The sequence below is a fragment of the Marinobacterium sp. xm-m-383 genome, from assembly GCF_013283255.1.
Classification (GTDB): Bacteria; Pseudomonadota; Gammaproteobacteria; order Pseudomonadales; family Balneatricaceae; genus Marinobacterium_E.
In genome coordinates this window covers 474,475-491,049 of record NZ_WBYT01000001.1, presented here as the reverse complement: position 1 = coordinate 491,049, position 16,575 = coordinate 474,475, and the positions used below count along the sequence as shown (strand labels likewise).

The following is a 16,575-nucleotide window of genomic DNA, read 5'->3' as shown; positions in this document are numbered from 1 at the left end:
CGCGAACTTAAGAAAAGATTTCGAACTGTTGGAGCGGTCTTAAAAAGGCCGCGAACTTAATCCAAGCGAAACCTAAGCTGGAAAAGCGCGCTAGGTTTCGCTCTAACCAGCTCAATATCACCATCCATGCTTTTCATCAGGGTTTGCACCTTAAATAGCCCTAGCCCTGTTCCAGCCCCAATCTCGCGTGTGGTAAAGAAGGGATCAAAGATGTTGTTGATGTCTTTGGTCTCTATACCCAAACCATTATCTTCGATCGTCAGTTTAAGTTCTGATCCTTCTCTTTCACATTGAATGTTGACCAGAGCCTCTTTTTCATGAGGAACAGCCTGTATCGCATTGGTAACGACGCCAGATATTGCATCGATTGCTAAGCGTGCCTTCGCTCGAACAAATAGAGAGTCGGGCAGTTGAATCAGTATCTGACAATTACCTGCAGCGCGATCAGGTAACTGCTGTACAGCTTGTTCAGCGCTTTGTTCAACTAGGCTTCGTAGGTTGACCAACTCTAACTCTGACTCCTCTCTGTTTAACTCCAGATTACGAAGTTGCGAGATGATCAGTGTTACCCGCAAAATAGCCGCTTCGGACTCATCTATCAGTGACGGATAATCTGATGAGAGGTAATCAAAATCAGCTCTTTCTAAGATTGGATTGAGCTGTTCAGGATTGATCGACTCTTTTTTTATCTGCTCTATCGCGCTCACACACTGCTCTATGTAATCGCGCAGGGTGTCGATGTTAGAACGGACAATCGAAAGCGGGTTATTCACCTCATGCGCAATGCCTGACGCTAGAATTCCCAGTGAGGCCTGTTTTTCAGCAGCAATAAGTTTGGCTTGTGCGGCCTTGATTTCATGATTGGCTAATTCAAGCAGATGGTTTTTCTCTGATAGCGCTAGAGTACGCTGTTCAACTTTGTTTTCTAGCTCTTCATTTAAATTACGCAGCTGCTGCTCTAAGGTCTTTTCCTGTTCGCGAGTCGCTTTGAGGGTGGAGCTCATTCGGTTAAAAGCGGTTGCCACGACATCGATTTCGTCGTTTCCTTTAACCTCTATTTGAGTCTTAAGTTCGCCTCGGCTAATGGTCTCTGCAGCATCACGAAGCAGGGAGAGTTTATTAATCAGATAGCGTCCCAAGACAAAAGAGAAGATTGCCACTAATACCATTTCTAAAGCGGCAATGGCGTAACTCCAACGTTTAGCCTCTTCAATCGTGTTGAGTATAGGGTAGATACTAAACCCGACCTCTACCATGCCGTACTGATCGCCTTCGACCTCGATGACCGCTTTTGCATCAAAGATACCGTCATCAACTTCTGACGCTTCTAGGTCGATGTCACCAGGAGAGATAGTATCGGATTGAGTTAAGATGCGACCCCGTTGATCGAGAACACGCGCGTACAGAATGTCATCACTTTTCATGACCTCATCAACAAACGCATTCAGAGAGGCTAGATCGTAAGCTAAGACAGAGTCTTTAACAGTTATGGCAAAGAGTTTTGCGGTCGCATTTGCGCGCTTATCCATCTCGTTGAAGTTCGTATCACGAATAAAACCGAGCATCATAACGATCAGTGTGATCAGCAGGACCGCCTCGATAGCAGCTACCCCTAGGATCGTCTTAGTTTTAATGGAGTTTCGAATCAACGCGCTGTCTCAATAAACATCTGTTTCTCATTCGTTAACTATAGTCTATAGATCCTGAGTTGTTTTACTTCTTTTGTAGTAGAGAGAATATACGCCCATCTATAACAAGCAGTCCGAATCCAATGAACAAACCTCCTGTCACTTGAATCAGTGTAATGGTCTCATTAAGAACACTGATACCGAGCAGGGTGCCGCTAATAGGAACCAGAAGGGTGACCAGCATGGCGTTAGCGGCACCTGCTTTACTGATTAACTCAAAGAAGAGAATGTACGCAAAGGATGTTGAAGCCACTGCCAGCGCCAATATTGAAGCGATTACGCTGAAGGAGGGTAGCGTGTCGGGTATTTCGGTTGAGGTCAGTATCAGTACTGGAATCATGATAAGGCTTGAGGCGCTAAGCTGGCATGTCGCAGACTGAATCGAGTTGCGTCCGGCGAGGTGGCGTTTCGCCCATAATCCTGAAAAACCATAACTTACGGTCGCTAAAAAGCTTAGCAGAACTCCCAGAGGATCGGTGTGGAGAGCCAATTGGGTTAGGCAGCTAAGCAGCGCGACTCCCAATACGCCCAAAAGACTGCCAATGATTTTATTGGGTTTGAGTAACTCCTCTTTAAATAGCGCCAACACAATAAAGGTGCAGATCGGTGTCATGGCATTGATGATGGAGGCCAATGAGACACTGATCAGTGTTTGTGCATAAAAGATGAAGGTAAAGGGGATGACGTTATTGAGCAGCCCCATAACAAAAAATTTCTTCCAGGTATCAACATCTTTAGGAAGCGGAACTTTGAAAAGAGGCAGCAGGCTTAACATCACCAATGCTGCAATCATCACCCTTAAAAAAACCAGTAGAAGGGGATCTATCTCTTGAACGGCAATGCCGATAAATAGAAACGAGCCACCCCAAAGCAGCGACAGCGTAAAAAGATTGAGCAGTTGTGAAGTAGGCATCTAATTGGTTGATCTCTAATTATTTGCAAGCTTTGCCATCATAAGGGAACCGATGGTTGTTCACCTAGTATTTCATCATGTGACTTTGCCTGATTATGCCTTGATTCAAAAACGGTTCTTTCGCATTATGTGCTCAATAATTATTGATAAGGACAGACTATGTCAGGACTACTGCCAAACGTTGATCCAGATGGATTGCTAGAATTCTCGGTTGTTTACACAGACCGTTCCCTAAACCACATGTCGAATGCCTTTCAGCAAGTCATGCGTGATCTTTCGGGTCAGTTAAAATCCGTCTACAACGCCGATGCAGTTGCGATCATTCCTGGTAGCGGTACCTTTGGTATGGAAGCGGTGGCTCGACAGTTTGCTAACGGCAAAAAAGCGATGGTGATTCGCAACGGTTGGTTTAGTTACCGTTGGACTCAAATTTTTGAGATGGCTGGCTTGCCTCGTGAAGAGTTGGTTTTAAAAGCCCGTTTTGATTCAGACGATGCGCAAGCGCAACTCTCTCCGTACCCAATTGAAGAGGCGGTGGATGCCATTCGTAACGAGCGTCCAGATGTGGTCTTTGCACCACACGTCGAAACCTCGGCCGGTATGATTCTGCCTGATGAGTACATTAAAGCGGTTGCGGATGCGGCTCATGAAGTGGGTGCGCTGTTTGTTCTGGACTGTATAGCTTCAGGTGCTATCTGGGTTGATATGAAGGCTCTGGGTGTTGATGTGCTCTGCAGTGCGCCACAGAAAGGGTGGAGTGGTTCACCTTGTGCGGGCCTTGTGATGATGAGTCAACGAGCTCGTGATGCGATCGAGAATACCACTAGTAACTCCTTTGCTTGCGACCTTAAAAAGTGGCTTCAGATCATGGAAGCTTACGAAAACGGTGGCCACGCCTACCATGCCACTATGCCTACCGATGGTTTGCGTCAGTTACGTGATGTTATGGCCGAGGCTGAGAAGTTCGGCTTTGCTGAACTGAAAGCGGCTCAAGCACGCTTAGGTAAAGAGGCTCGTGAACTACTGGCATCACGCGGCATTAAGAGCTTAGCAGCTGATGGTTTCGGAGCGCCTGGTGTCATCGTTAACCATACGACGGATAGTGATATTCAGAATGGCTCTCGCTTTGCACAAGCAGGTTTCCAAATCGCAGCGGGCGTGCCACTCATGTGTGATGAGCCGGAAGGCTTCTGTACCTTCCGTATCGGTCTGTTCGGTATCGATAAGTTAATGAACGTTGATCGTACGTTGGATTACTTGAAAGAGGCGCTAGATAAGGCGGGTCTTTAAGAGTTGGAGCGGTCTTACCAAGGCCGCGATGCTCTTCTTCGCGGTGTCTGGCTTCAGCCTGACACCTATTCGCCTCATCTTCGATAAGGCTCCAATAGGTCACTTCGCACTCCGTGCTAGCTCCTACGATTGGGTTCGTCACTGTTGGAGCGGTCTAGAATAGGCCGCGATGCTCTTCTTCGCGGTGTCTGGCTTCAGCCTGACACCTAATCGCCTCATCTTCGATAAGGCTCCAACAGGGCGAAGCGATCAGTTTTAATAAAACACCCGCTCAACAAACCAAATCGCTCCAAGTAGCGAAATCCCCAAACTTAACGGTATGCGTACCCAGCGATTCCAAAAAGCTTTGGATGAGAACCAGTATCCAACCAGCAGATGCGCAATCACAAGGGTTGCGAGTTGCCCCAGCTCCACGCCAATATTGAAGGCGATTAAGCTCTCTACGAAGCTATCCGACTCTAAGCCGATTTCCCGTAGCACACCCGCAAATCCTAGTCCGTGTAACAATCCAAAGCCAAAGACCAGCCCAATTCGGGATTTAGAGACTCGATCTTTAAATAGGTTTTCAATAGCGACATAGACAATCGACAGGGCGATCAGAGGCTCCACAATGTATGGGGGTATGTTCACAAGCCCTAAAATGGCCAGTGCTAAAGTCAATGTATGCGCGGCTGTGAAGGCGGTGACCTGCCACAGAAGATCTTTAAGACGTTGACTTAATAGATAGAGACCAAGCACAAACAGAATGTGATCAAGGCCTAAGGGTAATATGTGTTCAAAGCCCCGCTTTACGTAATCCAAAAGCCCTTGGCGCTTCAACTCAAGACGACTTAAATTGATCGATTCTGATTGAGTGCCAGCGGCTACCCAAGATGCCCCTTTGATCTCACCCTGTTCACTTAACCGGACGACGGCATCGCTATAGGCCTCTGGCCAGCTAAAGGTGATCTCTGACGAGGTTGATTCGACAGTAAAGCGGTAGGTGACCAAAGATTGGCGGGCCAGATCAATATCGGGTTGATCGATAACGGCTAGATCAGAGCTAAGGAGTGATTTAGGTACTGGCCCATCTGTTGAGGCGAGTGTGATCTGATTAAACAGCTTAGCAACGAAGGGATCTGCTTTAGTTGACAGTTCAGCAGTGGGCAGTGCTCTTAATTGATTATACTGCTCAGCGGTGGGGGCGTTATCAGTATCCGCATGTTTAGTCCCGATTTCGCTCATCAGAGCCTCTAAGTTGGTATCAACACGCATTTCCAAACTATTGTCGGGTAATACTTCCATCTCAATGATGGTTGGAGTAATTTCATGGGCTCGGCTTAACGTGCTGACTAATAATAGTAGAGTGCCAAGAAGGCCAAAATAGAGACGAGCACGTAGAGTCATTGAATTTCCTTAACGGAGCTGGATGTGAAAATAGTTAAACCATTAGCACTGATAGTAGCGATTAGTTCATCGTTCGCAAGTGCTCATGAGCAATGGTTAGAGCCTAGCCAGTATCAGGTACGTCCGGAAGCTACGATAAAAGCGGATATCCGGATTGGGCAAAACTTCAAAGGGTACGCCTATCCCTACCTAGAACATGAGACTGAGCAGTTTATTGAACGAGATCTGTCTGGTGTTCGAAATGTTGATGCCATCACCGGAGATAAGCCGGCTTACACCTCTAAAATGCCCGAAATGGGTTTTCGCTGGGTGGCGCTTGAGTCTAAGGCTTATGATCTAACCTTTGATAGCGAGAAGAAGTTTGTCGATTATATCAACGGCGAAGGCCTTGAGTGGGTGCTCGATTGGTATCAGGCGCAGGGTAAATCCAGAGAGGGTGTAACAGAGACCTACTATCGCCATGCTAAAACACTCTTTTCTGTTGAAGGCAGTGAAGAGGCTGAATGGCTAACCGAACCTTTGGGTCACCGTTTGGAGCTGATCCCGGTTGCATCCTTCACCCAGTGTTCCACCGCCCCCACATTCCAACTCTTATGGCAGGGTAAACCGCTTGAGGGCGCCCTTGTAAGACGGTTTGTTAAAGGTAAACGCGGGACAGAACAGTACCGTACTAACCAGAATGGTAAAGTAAGATTTACTGCACAAGAGGGTCCATTTTTAATCAATGCCGTTCGTATTGATTACGGATCTGAACCAAGAGCTAAGGGTAAGGATTGGGTCAGTGATTGGGCCTCTTTAACTTACCAGTGTCAAAAATAAAGGATTAATAATGAGCGAGACAGTTAAAGCGATTCGAATTGAGCAGAATGGCGGTCCAGAAGAGATGAAGTTGGTTGATGTCGAACTTCCTGAACTGGGCGAGTTTGATGTGTTGGTTCGTCATGAAGCGGTAGGTCTTAACTACATTGATGTCTACTTCCGCACCGGTCTCTACCCACAAGAGATGCCGGGCAAGATTGGCATGGAAGGTAGCGGTGTGGTTGAGGCAATTGGCTCAGGTGTGACTTATGTCAGCGTCGGTGATCGAGTGGCTTACGCGGGGCAACCTCTTGGCGCCTACAGTCAAAAGCGCGTGATGCCGCAGGATACGTTGATTCAACTACCAGAGAGCATTAGCTTCGAGCAGGGTGCTGCTATGATGCTGCAAGGTCTTACCGTTCAGTACCTTCTGAATGACAGTTACAAGGTGCAGGCGGGCGATACCATCCTGCTTCATGCTGCAGCAGGCGGTGTTGGTTTGATTGCTGTACAGTGGCTTAAGGCATTAGGTGCGCGTGTTATAGGTACGGTCGGCAATCAGGCTAAAGCGGATTTGGCTAAGAGCTTTGGGTGTGATGAGACGATCATCTACACCGAAGAGGATTTTGTTGCTCGTACTCGTGAGCTGACGGACGGTAAAGGGGTGCAAGCGGTCTACGACTCTATTGGTAAAGATACCTTTATGCAGTCACTCGACTGCCTAGCGCCGCGTGGCACGATGGTTTCGTTTGGTAACGCAACCGGTGCGGTCCCTGCGTTTGAGATTGGCATGTTGGCAGCAAAAGGGTCCCTTAAAGTGACCCGCCCGACACTGATGACCTATGTTCATGATCGTCCTATGTTGGAGAGTATGGCCAAGGATCTGATCGCGCGCGTTGAATCAGGGCAGGTGAAGATTGAGGTCAATCAGCGTTACCCCTTGGCTGATGCGGCACAAGCTCACATCGATTTGGAGTCGCGTCAAACGACCGGTTCAACGGTGTTGTTGCCTTAATACTGGCAGTGGGTGACTGGCCTTTAGCCTGTCATCCACTCTTTGTATAGCGTCTGATCTACTCTGTTGGAGCCTTATCGAAGATGAGGCGAAATAGGTGTCAGGCTAAAGCCAGACACCTCTAGGAAGGTAATCGCGGCCTTGTTAAGACCGCTCCAACATTATTTGGTGCTAGTCACACACTCTTGATTTCACACCCCAATCGCTCAGCTTCGCTGCGCTGGTGGGTCACCATAATCAACATCTTCTGTTGTTCGGTTAATTGTCTATCGATCCAGTCCAAAACCTTCTGCTTAGTTTCGCTGTCTAAGCCTGTTAGAGGCTCATCCAGGACAATAATCGGTTCAGGACGCAGTAGGGTTCTGATGATGCCAATACGCTGACGTTGCCCGCCAGAGAGCTGATTAGGCATCTTGTTGAGATAGCCGAGCAGATCCAGTTCTTGCATCGCCTCTTGGATGCGTTTGTCCGGGTTTTGACGTTTATCCAATCCCAATCTCAAGTTCTGCTGGATGGTTAAGTGTTCAAAGAGATTATCCTCCTGAAACAGCATCGCGACAGGACGCTCTTCTGGAGGCTGATCAGTAATGACCTGATCATTGAAGCGCACTTCACCTGATTTAATCGGTGCAAAGCCGGCAATAGCCAACAGCAGGGTTGTTTTACCAATGCCGCTTTGGCCGAGGAGAGCGACTCTGGATTGGTCAGGGACATACAAGTCGTAACAGTACTCCCAATCGGGGTAGCTGACTATGAGGTTGTTGATCTGCAGGCCAAGGTTATTGCTCATGGTGAACACTGCGCTCCAGTAGAATTAATAGCAGGTAGCAAAGTCCCAACAGAATGACCGATGTGATAGCGGCCTCTGACATACGATAGGTACCAGCAAAGGTGTAGATCAGCCAGGGGAGGGTCGGTGATTCATAACTGCCAAATATAGCAAAAATGGAGACATCACCTAAGGCCAACAGAAGTCCCAAAGAGAAAGCGGCTAGTAGTGAGCGTCGAATAAACGGGTAGATGATGCGTACTCTATCCGTCGGTGTGAGTTTTAAATTGCCTACTAGTTTTGCATATTGCGAATCAAATTGAATGAATCTTGGGCGTAGCTGGCTGAGCAAAAAGGGTAGCAGAACAAAGGCGTTAAGCAGTATTAGCATCAGTGTGGCGTAAGTCTCGAGTAGCCCACGGCTGATCAGCCAAATGTAACTACCGGTCGATAACACCATGGCTGGAGCGACCAGTGACTGATTGGCTAACCAACTGAATAGCGTCTCTTGTATCGGCTTAACTTGTTGGGCTGCTTTTCTGATAGGTGTCAGCAGTGCGATGGCGGTGAGAAGTGCCAACAGTGATGCGCTTAATGCGATGAGCAGTGAGACGCCCATTGCTTTCAACATGGCAGCGTAGGGGTAGTTAATTAGTGCCTCTTGATTTAGTGTGATGAACAGTGCAATTAGCGGCCCTAATAGATAGACCCACCCCAGCAGGTAGAAAGCTAATTGAATAGGCACTTTTACCCCTTGCTCTAATCGATAAGCAGGCTGCTCTCGAGTGGAACCGAGCCAGTTCACTCTGCTGGCATAGATCAGGGCAAGATAGATAAGACCGGCTATCGCAAACTGCAGCCAGGCAAGGGTTAGCGCCTCGTTGAGGTTGAAGTCGTATTTAAGGGCTTGGTAGATGGCCAGTTCTAAGGTGGTGGCTTTAGGTCCACCGCCGAGCGTTAATACGATCGCAAAACTGTTAAAGCAGAGAATAAAGATTAAGCCCGCCAGTGTTGCGACCTGGCTCTTAATAGCAGGCCACTCAATGTGTCGAAGGCGTTGCCAAAAACTGAACTTAAGCTGGTCGGCTAATTGCTCTCGGCTTAAAGGGATAGAGCTGTAGCCCTGATAGAGAATACGAACGGCTAGCGGAAAGTTCAGATAGATATGGGCAATTAAGATTCCATTGAGGCCAAAGAGTTTCCACTCTTTTAACAGATCTGTAGAAGGCGATTGCGGTCCTAGCAGGTTGACGATGCCGGTAATCAATATGAGTGATGGCATCACGAACGCCAGCAGTGAGAGTCTTAGAAACTGATCTCTACCAGCGGGTCGCAATCGATGCAGGGCTCTTGCGATGGGTATTGCCAGTAGAAGAGAGCCCAAGGCACTTAACAGGGCCTGGTAGAGGGTAAAACTTAAAATGTTTTGTAGGTATGTGTCTTGTAACAGTTCGGGGGTGAATCGGGTCTCTTCGAATCCGATCAACCCCCAAAAGGCGAGCACCGTCAGAGAGAGGGTGCCCAGATAAGCAACCGCACTCATCAGTGGGGTGAAAGTGCGGCCTAGTAACATCAGGATTGGTTCACGCGATCGCTTTATTGTGAAACAGCGGTACGCCACTCACGAATCCAGCGAGCACGGTTTTCGGCCAGTTCGTCGCTGCCAAGGTTGATCTGCTGTGGGGTTACCAACTGCTCAAACGCTTCTGGTAGCTCTACATTATCAATAACCGGTAGCATCCAGTTGGTCACTGGTAGGATCTGCTGCGCTTCGTTTGAGATTAGAAACTCAAGGAACTGGTTCGCTAATTCAGTTTGATCGCTGTATGCGCTGATCGCGGCCACTTCAACCTGTGCTACATGTCCGTCTGTAAACTCTGCGGCCTTGTACTGATCCTTACCTTCAGCAACAACGTGGTATGCAGGCGATGTGGTGTAACTCAAAACGTAGTCAGAACCGCCCTCTAGGAACAGACTGTAAGCTTCCCACCAACCTTTGGTGACGGTAACGGTCTGCTTAGCTAGATCTGCCCATGCAGTCGCCGCTTCCTCACCGTACGCTTTATTAACCCAGGTCATTAACCCCTGGCCTGGCGTTGACGTACGTGGGTCTTGGTAGATAACTGAGGCGTCGGAAGCTAAGAGTTCAGCAAAGCTTGTTGCTGGCGCTTGGATCTTTTGCGCGTCATAAATGAATGCAAAATAGCCGTAGTCAAAGGGTACAAACTGATTATTGTTCCAGTTTAAGTCGCTGGTGATCTTTGAGGTGTCGACGCTGTGAGATTGAACCAGACCCAGTTGCGTAGCTTCTGTCATCAAACCGTTATCAAGGCCAAGCAGTACATCGGCTTGGGTGTTGGATTTCTCGACACGTGCGCGATTCAGAATGCTGACACCATCCTCTGCTGCGACGAAATTAAGAGTACAACCACATTGTGCTTCAAAGGCTGTTTTGAGCTGAGGGCCTGGACCCCACTCAGAGACGAAGCTGTCGTAGGTGTACACGTTAAGTTCGGGCTTATCGGAAGCGACTGCCGCAAAAGAAGCCGTTAACATTGCACCGGCAACAGATAATTTGAGTGTGGTTGCTGAATCCATCAAGAAACTCCTGTAATTTAAAAAACTTAAACATCCATTATTAAGTTAGGCGTTGAATGATACTAAGTGAGCTAGAGGCTGTCATTGCATCTAGGGCGGTTTCGGGAAGTTTGTCGCAATTAATTTCAGACAAAATTCCTTTGAACAGTCAGATAGCACCTCTTGATACGTCTGCTACGCGTCATAGGATGTATCTACTTGAGGAAAAAGGGGAGCGGTTTGTTGTTAGGGCAGAACCTGACAAAGAGACCCTCCCAGGGGTGGACCCGTTTCGTGAGCGAAACATTCTTGATGCCATCGCTCATTTTCAATGGTCCCCTAAGTTAATGATCAACGAGCCTCAGCAGGGTGTGTTGATTATGCGTCACGCAGGAGAGTGCTCAGGCGTGCTCTCATCGGCTCAAAAAACGGTTCTATTGAAGGCTATCACTGAGATGCAGAGCCTTACTGAACTGCCCATGTTAGATTATGCTGCGCTATTTCAGCAGTATCGAGACGAGTTGCGTGATTCAGGACATCAACAGTTAACTGATGAGACTGAGCAGCAACTACTCTCCCTTCCTAACATGCCTAGGGTGTTAGTTCACCATGATCTTCACCCGGGTAATATTTGCTGGCAGAATGGCGACGCCACCATTATTGATTGGGAGTACGCAGGCGTTGGAATCGCATGGTTGGATTACGCGGTGTTAATTCGAGATCTAGGCTTTACCGCAAGTGAGTTGATGCAGTTGCCTCTGTTGAACGCTTTTGACGAGCAGGCGTTAACCCACTGGCTGGCCCAATCAATTCAGGTGGTCGATCAGCTTGAGATGCTCTGGTCACATTATAAATCACAGGTTACAGGTTAAGGGTAATTAGAATGAACATGAATGAATTATTGGAACAGATTAAACAGGCACCTGAGAGCGTAGAGTTCGCTGAGGTGATGGCGGTTATTGATGCATCGTTTGACCATAAACCTTCTGCTTTTGTAAACGGTGATCTAGAAAACTCAGCAGAGCAAAACCAGGGCTCGGCTAAGATTTTGAGCTTTGCTAAGCTGAATAATCTTTCTGAATCAGAGACGCTGGCCTGTTTTGGTACTTACTACCGCGATGATGTGTTGGGTAATCCTGAAGGAACCGATCACGGCAATATTCGTAATTTCATGAATTCGGGTTGGGCTGGCGTTCAGTTACCTGAAGGTGTGTTGACGGCTAAGTAGGCTAATTCGCCTCATCTTCGATAAGGCTCCAACAGGTTGCGTCGAAACATGGCTGTTCCTGTTGGAGCGGTCTTGAAAAGGCCGCGATGCTCTCCTTCAAGGTTTCTTGCTAAGCTTGACACCTGTTCGCCTCATCTTCGATAAGGCTCCAACAGGTCGCTTCGCCCTTTGGGCTAGCTCCTACAATAAGGTTGGCATGTTGGAGCGGTCTTGAAAAGGCCGCGATGCTCCAACAAGTTTATTCACTCTCTTTCAGCGCATCGGTCGCTTTTTTCCGCAACACCAAAGAGTAGAGGTCGGTTCGACGGTCCTTTCCGTTGGTCACTGACCCTTTCTCCCTGACGTCGTACAACGAATCCAAGTTTAAATCGGCTATCAGTGCCATCTCAGTATTAGGTGTACTCTCCGCGATGATCGCATCGTGCGGGAAGGCGAAATCAGACGGCGAATAGACAGCCGACTGAGCATATTGGATATCGACATTGTGTACCTGCGGTAGGTTGCCGACACTGCCTCCGATGACAACATAGATCTCATTCTCAATAGCGCGCGCCTGTGCACATCGCTGTACTCTAAGAAATCCGTTCTTTGTATCTGTCCAGAAAGGGACAAAAAGAATGTCGATGCCCTCATCACGCAACAGTCGACCCAACTCAGGAAATTCAACGTCGTAACAGATCAGAATACCGATACGACCCGCATCAGTATCAAAGGCCTGCAGTGTGTCACCACCCTCAATGACCCAGTCACGACGCTCGTGCGGTGTGATGTGGAGCTTCGGTTGCACCTCTATGCTGCCATCACGACGGCATAAGTAGGTATTGTTGTAGAGAGTGTCACCTTCCAGTACCGGGATGCTGCCCGAGATGATGTTGATGTTATAAGCGACGGCAAAGCCAGAGATCGCTTCAATGGTTCTCTCGGCATAGCCTGCTAGGAATCTGATCGCCTCATATTGATTCTCTTGATTGCCGAGCCCCATGAGCGGGGCGTTAAAGAACTCTGGGAACATAATGAAGTCGGCCGTGTAGTCGGCCATAGAGTCGACAAAGTACTCAACCTGGGTTAACCAGTGTTCAAAGGATTCTGTGGTGCGCATCTGCCACTGTATGGCGCTGACGCGAACGGATCGTTTTCTGAAGTTTTCGGCTTGCAGAGACTCATCTTCTGGTTCGTAATCGATGTTGATCCACTCCAGCAGAGTCGCGAACCCTTTAGATCGCTCATCCTCTGGCAGGTAGTTTCGAAGAATACGTTTCACTTCAAAGTGGTTAGCAAACTGGAAACTTAGAATGGGATCATAAGCCTCACGTTTGCGCACCGCTTCGATGTACTCTTTAGGCGTCATCTCTTCAGCGTGCTTGTAGTAGTTTATGATGCGCCCACCCGCTAAAATTGATCGTAAATTCAATTGGATACAGATCTCTTTTCGAGCATCATATAATCTTCTGCCCAATCGATATTCACGATAGTCTGGGTGCACAAATAGGTCCAAACCGTAGAGTGCATCGCCTTTCTTATCGTGTTGGAAGGTCTCACGTCGACCGATCAAATCGTCGTAGGTGTGGGCTCGAGTGAAGCGGTTATAAGCACATTGAACAGAGAGCGCGCCAGCCACAATGGTGCCGCGATCTTCAATGACAATTTGCCCTTCAGGAAACTGTTTTAGAAGAAGAGCAAGGGACTCTTTTGGCCAACTGCCACCCAGATCATCGTAGACGCGATCCATCAACTCGACCAGTTGATCCAGATCGTCCAGGGTTAGGTTGCGCAGTTTCAGTTGAAGATCTTTCGGGTTTTCGTAGCTCATAAAGGTCTCTCGAACAAATTAAGCACTGTTTAGATAACTTAAGCATAGACCTGTTATGGGTTTTCTCGAAGTTTTATTTACAATGGCGTTTGTGATTATTGGAGGGATACTGTGTCATTGCCAACCCCACCGGACGCTATGTTTCCGGAACTCTTTCTTGCCATTCAACGTTCAGGTCTATTTCCTGACTCTAAAACCTTTGTTGATCTAGTGCCTACGGCCTCATCTGATGAAATAAACCAAGCATTCATAGAGTGTAAGAGTGAAGTTGGGTTTGAGCTGGCTGACTTTATTCCACGTTTCTTTAAGCGAGAAGCCCTTGAATCCTCGGTATCAGAGCGGGGGAGTATCAATCCTCATGAGCACATCGAACAGCTCTGGTCTGTGTTGAAGCGCCCGTCAGATCAGCATGTCGAGGGCAGTAGTTGTATCCCGCTGCCTAATCCCTACATCGTGCCGGGTGGGCGATTTAATGAGATCTACTACTGGGATAGCTACTTCACCCAGCTGGGTTTAGTAGAGTCAGGTGACGTGGAAACTGTTCGCCATATGGTGGAGAACTTTGCACATCTTATCGAGACACTCGGTTTTATACCCAACGGCAACCGCAGCTACTTTGCCTCACGAAGTCAGCCGCCTTTTTTTGCTTTGATGGTCGAGCTTCTGGCGAATCATACCGATGAGTCGGTGCTGGCTGAGTTTTTACCCCATATGATGCGTGAGCATCTTCTCTTCTGGATGGATGGCGCTGCAAACCTCTCTGTTGGTGAATCCCATCGTCGTGTTGTTATGACGGAAAAAGGGCCATTGAACCGCTACTGGGATGACGCCGCCACACCGCGTCAGGAGAGCTTCAGAGAGGATGAGTCGCTTGCTAAGGCTTCTGATAGGGATGAAGAGACCCTTTATCGAGATCTAAGAGCGGGGGCTGAGTCGGGTTGGGACTTCTCATCTCGATGGTTCAATGGTGAGGATCTCGGTTCGATCTCAACGTCAAACATTATCCCTGTGGACCTTAACTCGCTATTGGTCATGGTAGAGCGAGTCATTGCAAAAGCAGCGTCGATCAAAGGTTTACCAGAGCTGTCGAGCCACTATGAGCAGTTGGCTAATCAGCGTGCCGATGCGATTGAATACTACTTCTTTAATGACGACCTTGGCTGTTATGTCGATTTGGACCTAGATGGGTTTAAACAGAGAGACCATCAGTCACTGGCGATGAGTTTCCCATTATTTGCTGGTATTGCTTCACCACAGAGAGCCGCTTGCGTCGTTGCTAAATTAAATGAAGAGTTTTTGAAACCGGGCGGTTGGGTAACAACCAATGTTGAGTCGGGTGAACAGTGGGATTCCCCGAATGGATGGGCCCCTCTGCAGTGGATCTGTTTCCAAGGTTTAAAACAGTACCAGTTTGATGAGTTGGCAGAAGAGGGCGCTAAACGCTGGCTGAGCACCCTAGAGCTAGTCTTTAGCCAAACGGGCAAAATGTTGGAGAAGTACAATGTAGTCACACCCGGTGAGATCGCCGGTGGCGGTGAATATGCCGTTCAAGATGGTTTCGGTTGGACGAATGGGACTTATTTGGCACTAAAGCGCGCAATGGAGACTTAATTTTGGCACAATCATTGCTTAGTGTTTTGGATAGATCATAAAAGGAATGGATTAAATGAAAACTGTAATTATGGCCGGTGGCTCCGGTTCACGTTTATGGCCACTGTCTCGCTCCCTCTATCCGAAACAGTTTCTAGCCTTGGCAGGCCAACAAACCATGCTGCAGACAACGGCTTCACGTGTGGACGGTATCAGCGATGGAAAGCCGTTGGTGATCTGTAATGAGGAGCACCGCTTCATCGTTGCAGAGCAGATGCGTGCGATGGATGCCCAGGCCGATATTCTATTGGAGCCAGTCGGTCGCAATACGGCACCGGCCATTGCATTGGCTGCACTGCAGGCACTGACTTCCGAAGATGACCCTTTGCTACTGGTGTTAGCGGCGGATCATGTCATTGAGAATGTCGAGGTTTTCCAGCAGCAAGTGAACAAAGCCAAACCCCTTGCTGAAGCAGGTGCCCTAGTGACCTTTGGTATTGTCGCCACGGGTCCTGAAACCGGCTATGGCTATATTCGTCGAGGCGCTGCTGAAGCTGAGGGCTATCAAGTAGCGGAATTCGTTGAGAAACCAGATCTTGAACGTGCACAAGCCTACGTAGATTCGGGTGACTACTACTGGAACAGCGGTATGTTCCTCTTCAAAGCGTCACGTTACATCGAAGAGTTGGGTAAACACCGCCCAGATATCCTAGATGCTTGTACCGCTTCTTTAGAAACTCTTACTCCGGATCTAGATTTCGTGCGCATTAATGAAGAGGCGTTTAAAGCCTGTCCGGATGAGTCGATCGACTATGCAGTGATGGAGAAAGCTGACAATGTTGTAGTCGTGCCAATGGATGCCGGTTGGAATGATGTGGGTGCCTGGTCATCGCTTTGGGAAGTTACCCCTAAGGATGGCGACGGTAATGCCGTCAGTGGTGATGTTATGACCCACAACACCCAAGACTCCTTGATCAAATCGACCAGTAAACTGGTTGCGACTGTCGGGGTTAAGGACATTGTTGTGGTTGAAACCAAAGACGCAGTGTTGGTGGCAGGCAAGGATCAGGTGCAAGACGTTAAAAAGATCGTTGAGCGCTTAAAAGCAGAGGGTCGCAGTGAGTATGAGCTGCACCGTGAAGTCTATCGTCCATGGGGTAAATACGACTCCATTGATAACGGCGAACGCTACCAAGTTAAGCGCATTACCGTGAAGCCGGGTAATAAACTCTCGGTTCAGATGCACCACCACCGTGCTGAACACTGGATTGTTGTGTCGGGTACGGCTCGTGTCGGGCGCAATGACGAAGAGATCATGCTAACCGAGAATGAGTCGGTCTATCTCCCGGTTGGCTGTGTTCACTGGTTAGAGAACCCAGGCAAGATCCCACTAGAGTTGATTGAAGTTCAGTCAGGTTCTTACCTAGGTGAAGATGATATTGTCCGTTTTGAAGATCTCTACGGCCGTTCTTAACGCATTTGTAATTTGAGTGTGTGACTCTAGCTAGCTG

The 16,575-nt window shown here is 48.3% G+C and carries 14 protein-coding genes; 7 read left to right on the top strand and 7 right to left on the bottom strand.

What is annotated here, in order from left to right:
- Positions 1–56 precede the first annotated feature (56 nt).
- Together XMM383_RS02325 and XMM383_RS02320 are read right to left on the bottom strand one after the other, a co-directional pair.
- Positions 57–1,649, bottom strand: coding sequence for a sensor histidine kinase (locus XMM383_RS02325; RefSeq protein ID WP_173494457.1), 1,593 nt, complete (start codon positions 1,647–1,649; stop codon positions 57–59).
- 64 nt (positions 1,650–1,713) lie between these two features.
- Positions 1,714–2,601, bottom strand: a complete 888-nt coding sequence (locus XMM383_RS02320; protein WP_173494456.1) for a DMT family transporter — start codon at positions 2,599–2,601, stop codon at positions 1,714–1,716.
- A gap of 159 nt (positions 2,602–2,760) precedes the next feature.
- Here XMM383_RS02320 and XMM383_RS02315 point away from each other — a divergent pair, with 159 nt between their 5' ends.
- Entirely contained in the window at positions 2,761–3,891 is a 1,131-nt protein-coding gene (locus XMM383_RS02315; protein ID WP_173494455.1) for an aminotransferase class V-fold PLP-dependent enzyme, read from the top strand.
- 255 nt (positions 3,892–4,146) lie between these two features.
- On the opposite strand, the gene XMM383_RS02310 is transcribed toward XMM383_RS02315, so the two are convergent.
- Positions 4,147–5,277, bottom strand: a complete 1,131-nt coding sequence (locus XMM383_RS02310; protein ID WP_173494454.1) for a HupE/UreJ family protein — start codon at positions 5,275–5,277, stop codon at positions 4,147–4,149.
- Between the two features lie 24 nt (positions 5,278–5,301).
- On the opposite strand from XMM383_RS02310, the gene XMM383_RS02305 reads away from it, so the two are divergent.
- Entirely contained in the window at positions 5,302–6,096 is a 795-nt protein-coding gene (locus XMM383_RS02305) for a DUF4198 domain-containing protein (protein ID WP_173483767.1), read from the top strand.
- A 10-nt stretch (positions 6,097–6,106) separates the two neighbouring features.
- Complete coding sequence (locus XMM383_RS02300; protein WP_173480987.1) at positions 6,107–7,090, top strand: quinone oxidoreductase; 984 nt, start codon at positions 6,107–6,109, stop codon at positions 7,088–7,090.
- Positions 7,091–7,265: 175 nt separating this feature from the next.
- Here XMM383_RS02300 and XMM383_RS02295 read toward each other — a convergent pair whose 3' ends face one another.
- From XMM383_RS02295 to thiB, 3 genes are read right to left on the bottom strand one after another with little or no spacing between them, the layout of a single operon-like run.
- On the bottom strand, positions 7,266–7,880 hold the full coding sequence (locus XMM383_RS02295) for an ATP-binding cassette domain-containing protein (RefSeq protein ID WP_173494453.1): 615 nt from the start codon (positions 7,878–7,880) through the stop codon (positions 7,266–7,268).
- Complete coding sequence (locus XMM383_RS02290; protein ID WP_173494452.1) at positions 7,870–9,480, bottom strand: ABC transporter permease subunit; 1,611 nt, start codon at positions 9,478–9,480, stop codon at positions 7,870–7,872. The genes XMM383_RS02295 and XMM383_RS02290 overlap by 11 nt, the downstream gene beginning before the upstream one ends.
- Positions 9,456–10,457 carry a thiamine ABC transporter substrate binding subunit gene (thiB, locus tag XMM383_RS02285; protein ID WP_173480984.1) on the bottom strand — a complete coding sequence of 334 codons (1,002 nt, stop codon included), beginning with the start codon at positions 10,455–10,457 and terminating at the stop codon, positions 9,456–9,458. The genes XMM383_RS02290 and thiB overlap by 25 nt, the downstream gene beginning before the upstream one ends.
- Before the next feature lie 188 nt (positions 10,458–10,645).
- Between thiB and XMM383_RS02280 the strand changes: the two genes are divergently transcribed.
- Positions 10,646–11,308: a phosphotransferase family protein gene (locus tag XMM383_RS02280; RefSeq protein ID WP_173480983.1), complete on the top strand. Its 663-nt coding sequence runs from the start codon at positions 10,646–10,648 to the stop codon at positions 11,306–11,308.
- A gap of 17 nt (positions 11,309–11,325) precedes the next feature.
- A complete protein-coding gene (locus tag XMM383_RS02275) occupies positions 11,326–11,664 on the top strand; it encodes a HopJ type III effector protein (protein ID WP_371731435.1) in 339 nt (112 codons plus the stop codon).
- Positions 11,665–11,902: 238 nt separating this feature from the next.
- Here the strand turns inward: XMM383_RS02275 and XMM383_RS02270 are convergent, their stop codons facing one another.
- Positions 11,903–13,474, bottom strand: coding sequence for a bifunctional GNAT family N-acetyltransferase/carbon-nitrogen hydrolase family protein (locus XMM383_RS02270; protein ID WP_173483982.1), 1,572 nt, complete (start codon positions 13,472–13,474; stop codon positions 11,903–11,905).
- 111 nt (positions 13,475–13,585) lie between these two features.
- On the opposite strand from XMM383_RS02270, the gene treF reads away from it, so the two are divergent.
- Together treF and XMM383_RS02260 are read left to right on the top strand one after the other, a co-directional pair.
- Positions 13,586–15,085 carry an alpha,alpha-trehalase TreF gene (gene treF, locus XMM383_RS02265; protein WP_217363563.1) on the top strand — a complete coding sequence of 500 codons (1,500 nt, stop codon included), beginning with the start codon at positions 13,586–13,588 and terminating at the stop codon, positions 15,083–15,085.
- Between the two features lie 55 nt (positions 15,086–15,140).
- Complete coding sequence (locus XMM383_RS02260; RefSeq protein WP_173494451.1) at positions 15,141–16,538, top strand: mannose-1-phosphate guanylyltransferase/mannose-6-phosphate isomerase; 1,398 nt, start codon at positions 15,141–15,143, stop codon at positions 16,536–16,538.
- The last annotated feature ends 37 nt before the right edge of the window (positions 16,539–16,575 follow it).

Coding starts and splice junctions, on each gene's coding strand:
- XMM383_RS02320 (WP_173494456.1), bottom strand. CDS start 2,601: ATGCCTACTTCACAACTGCTCAATCTTTTTACGCTGTCGCTGCTTTGG.
- XMM383_RS02315 (WP_173494455.1), top strand. CDS start 2,761: ATGTCAGGACTACTGCCAAACGTTGATCCAGATGGATTGCTAGAATTC.
- XMM383_RS02310 (WP_173494454.1), bottom strand. CDS start 5,277: ATGACTCTACGTGCTCGTCTCTATTTTGGCCTTCTTGGCACTCTACTA.
- XMM383_RS02300 (WP_173480987.1), top strand. CDS start 6,107: ATGAGCGAGACAGTTAAAGCGATTCGAATTGAGCAGAATGGCGGTCCA.
- XMM383_RS02295 (WP_173494453.1), bottom strand. CDS start 7,880: ATGAGCAATAACCTTGGCCTGCAGATCAACAACCTCATAGTCAGCTAC.
- thiB (WP_173480984.1), bottom strand. CDS start 10,457: ATGGATTCAGCAACCACACTCAAATTATCTGTTGCCGGTGCAATGTTA.
- XMM383_RS02280 (WP_173480983.1), top strand. CDS start 10,646: ATGTATCTACTTGAGGAAAAAGGGGAGCGGTTTGTTGTTAGGGCAGAA.
- XMM383_RS02275 (WP_371731435.1), top strand. CDS start 11,326: ATGAATGAATTATTGGAACAGATTAAACAGGCACCTGAGAGCGTAGAG.
- XMM383_RS02270 (WP_173483982.1), bottom strand. CDS start 13,474: ATGAGCTACGAAAACCCGAAAGATCTTCAACTGAAACTGCGCAACCTA.
- XMM383_RS02260 (WP_173494451.1), top strand. CDS start 15,141: ATGAAAACTGTAATTATGGCCGGTGGCTCCGGTTCACGTTTATGGCCA.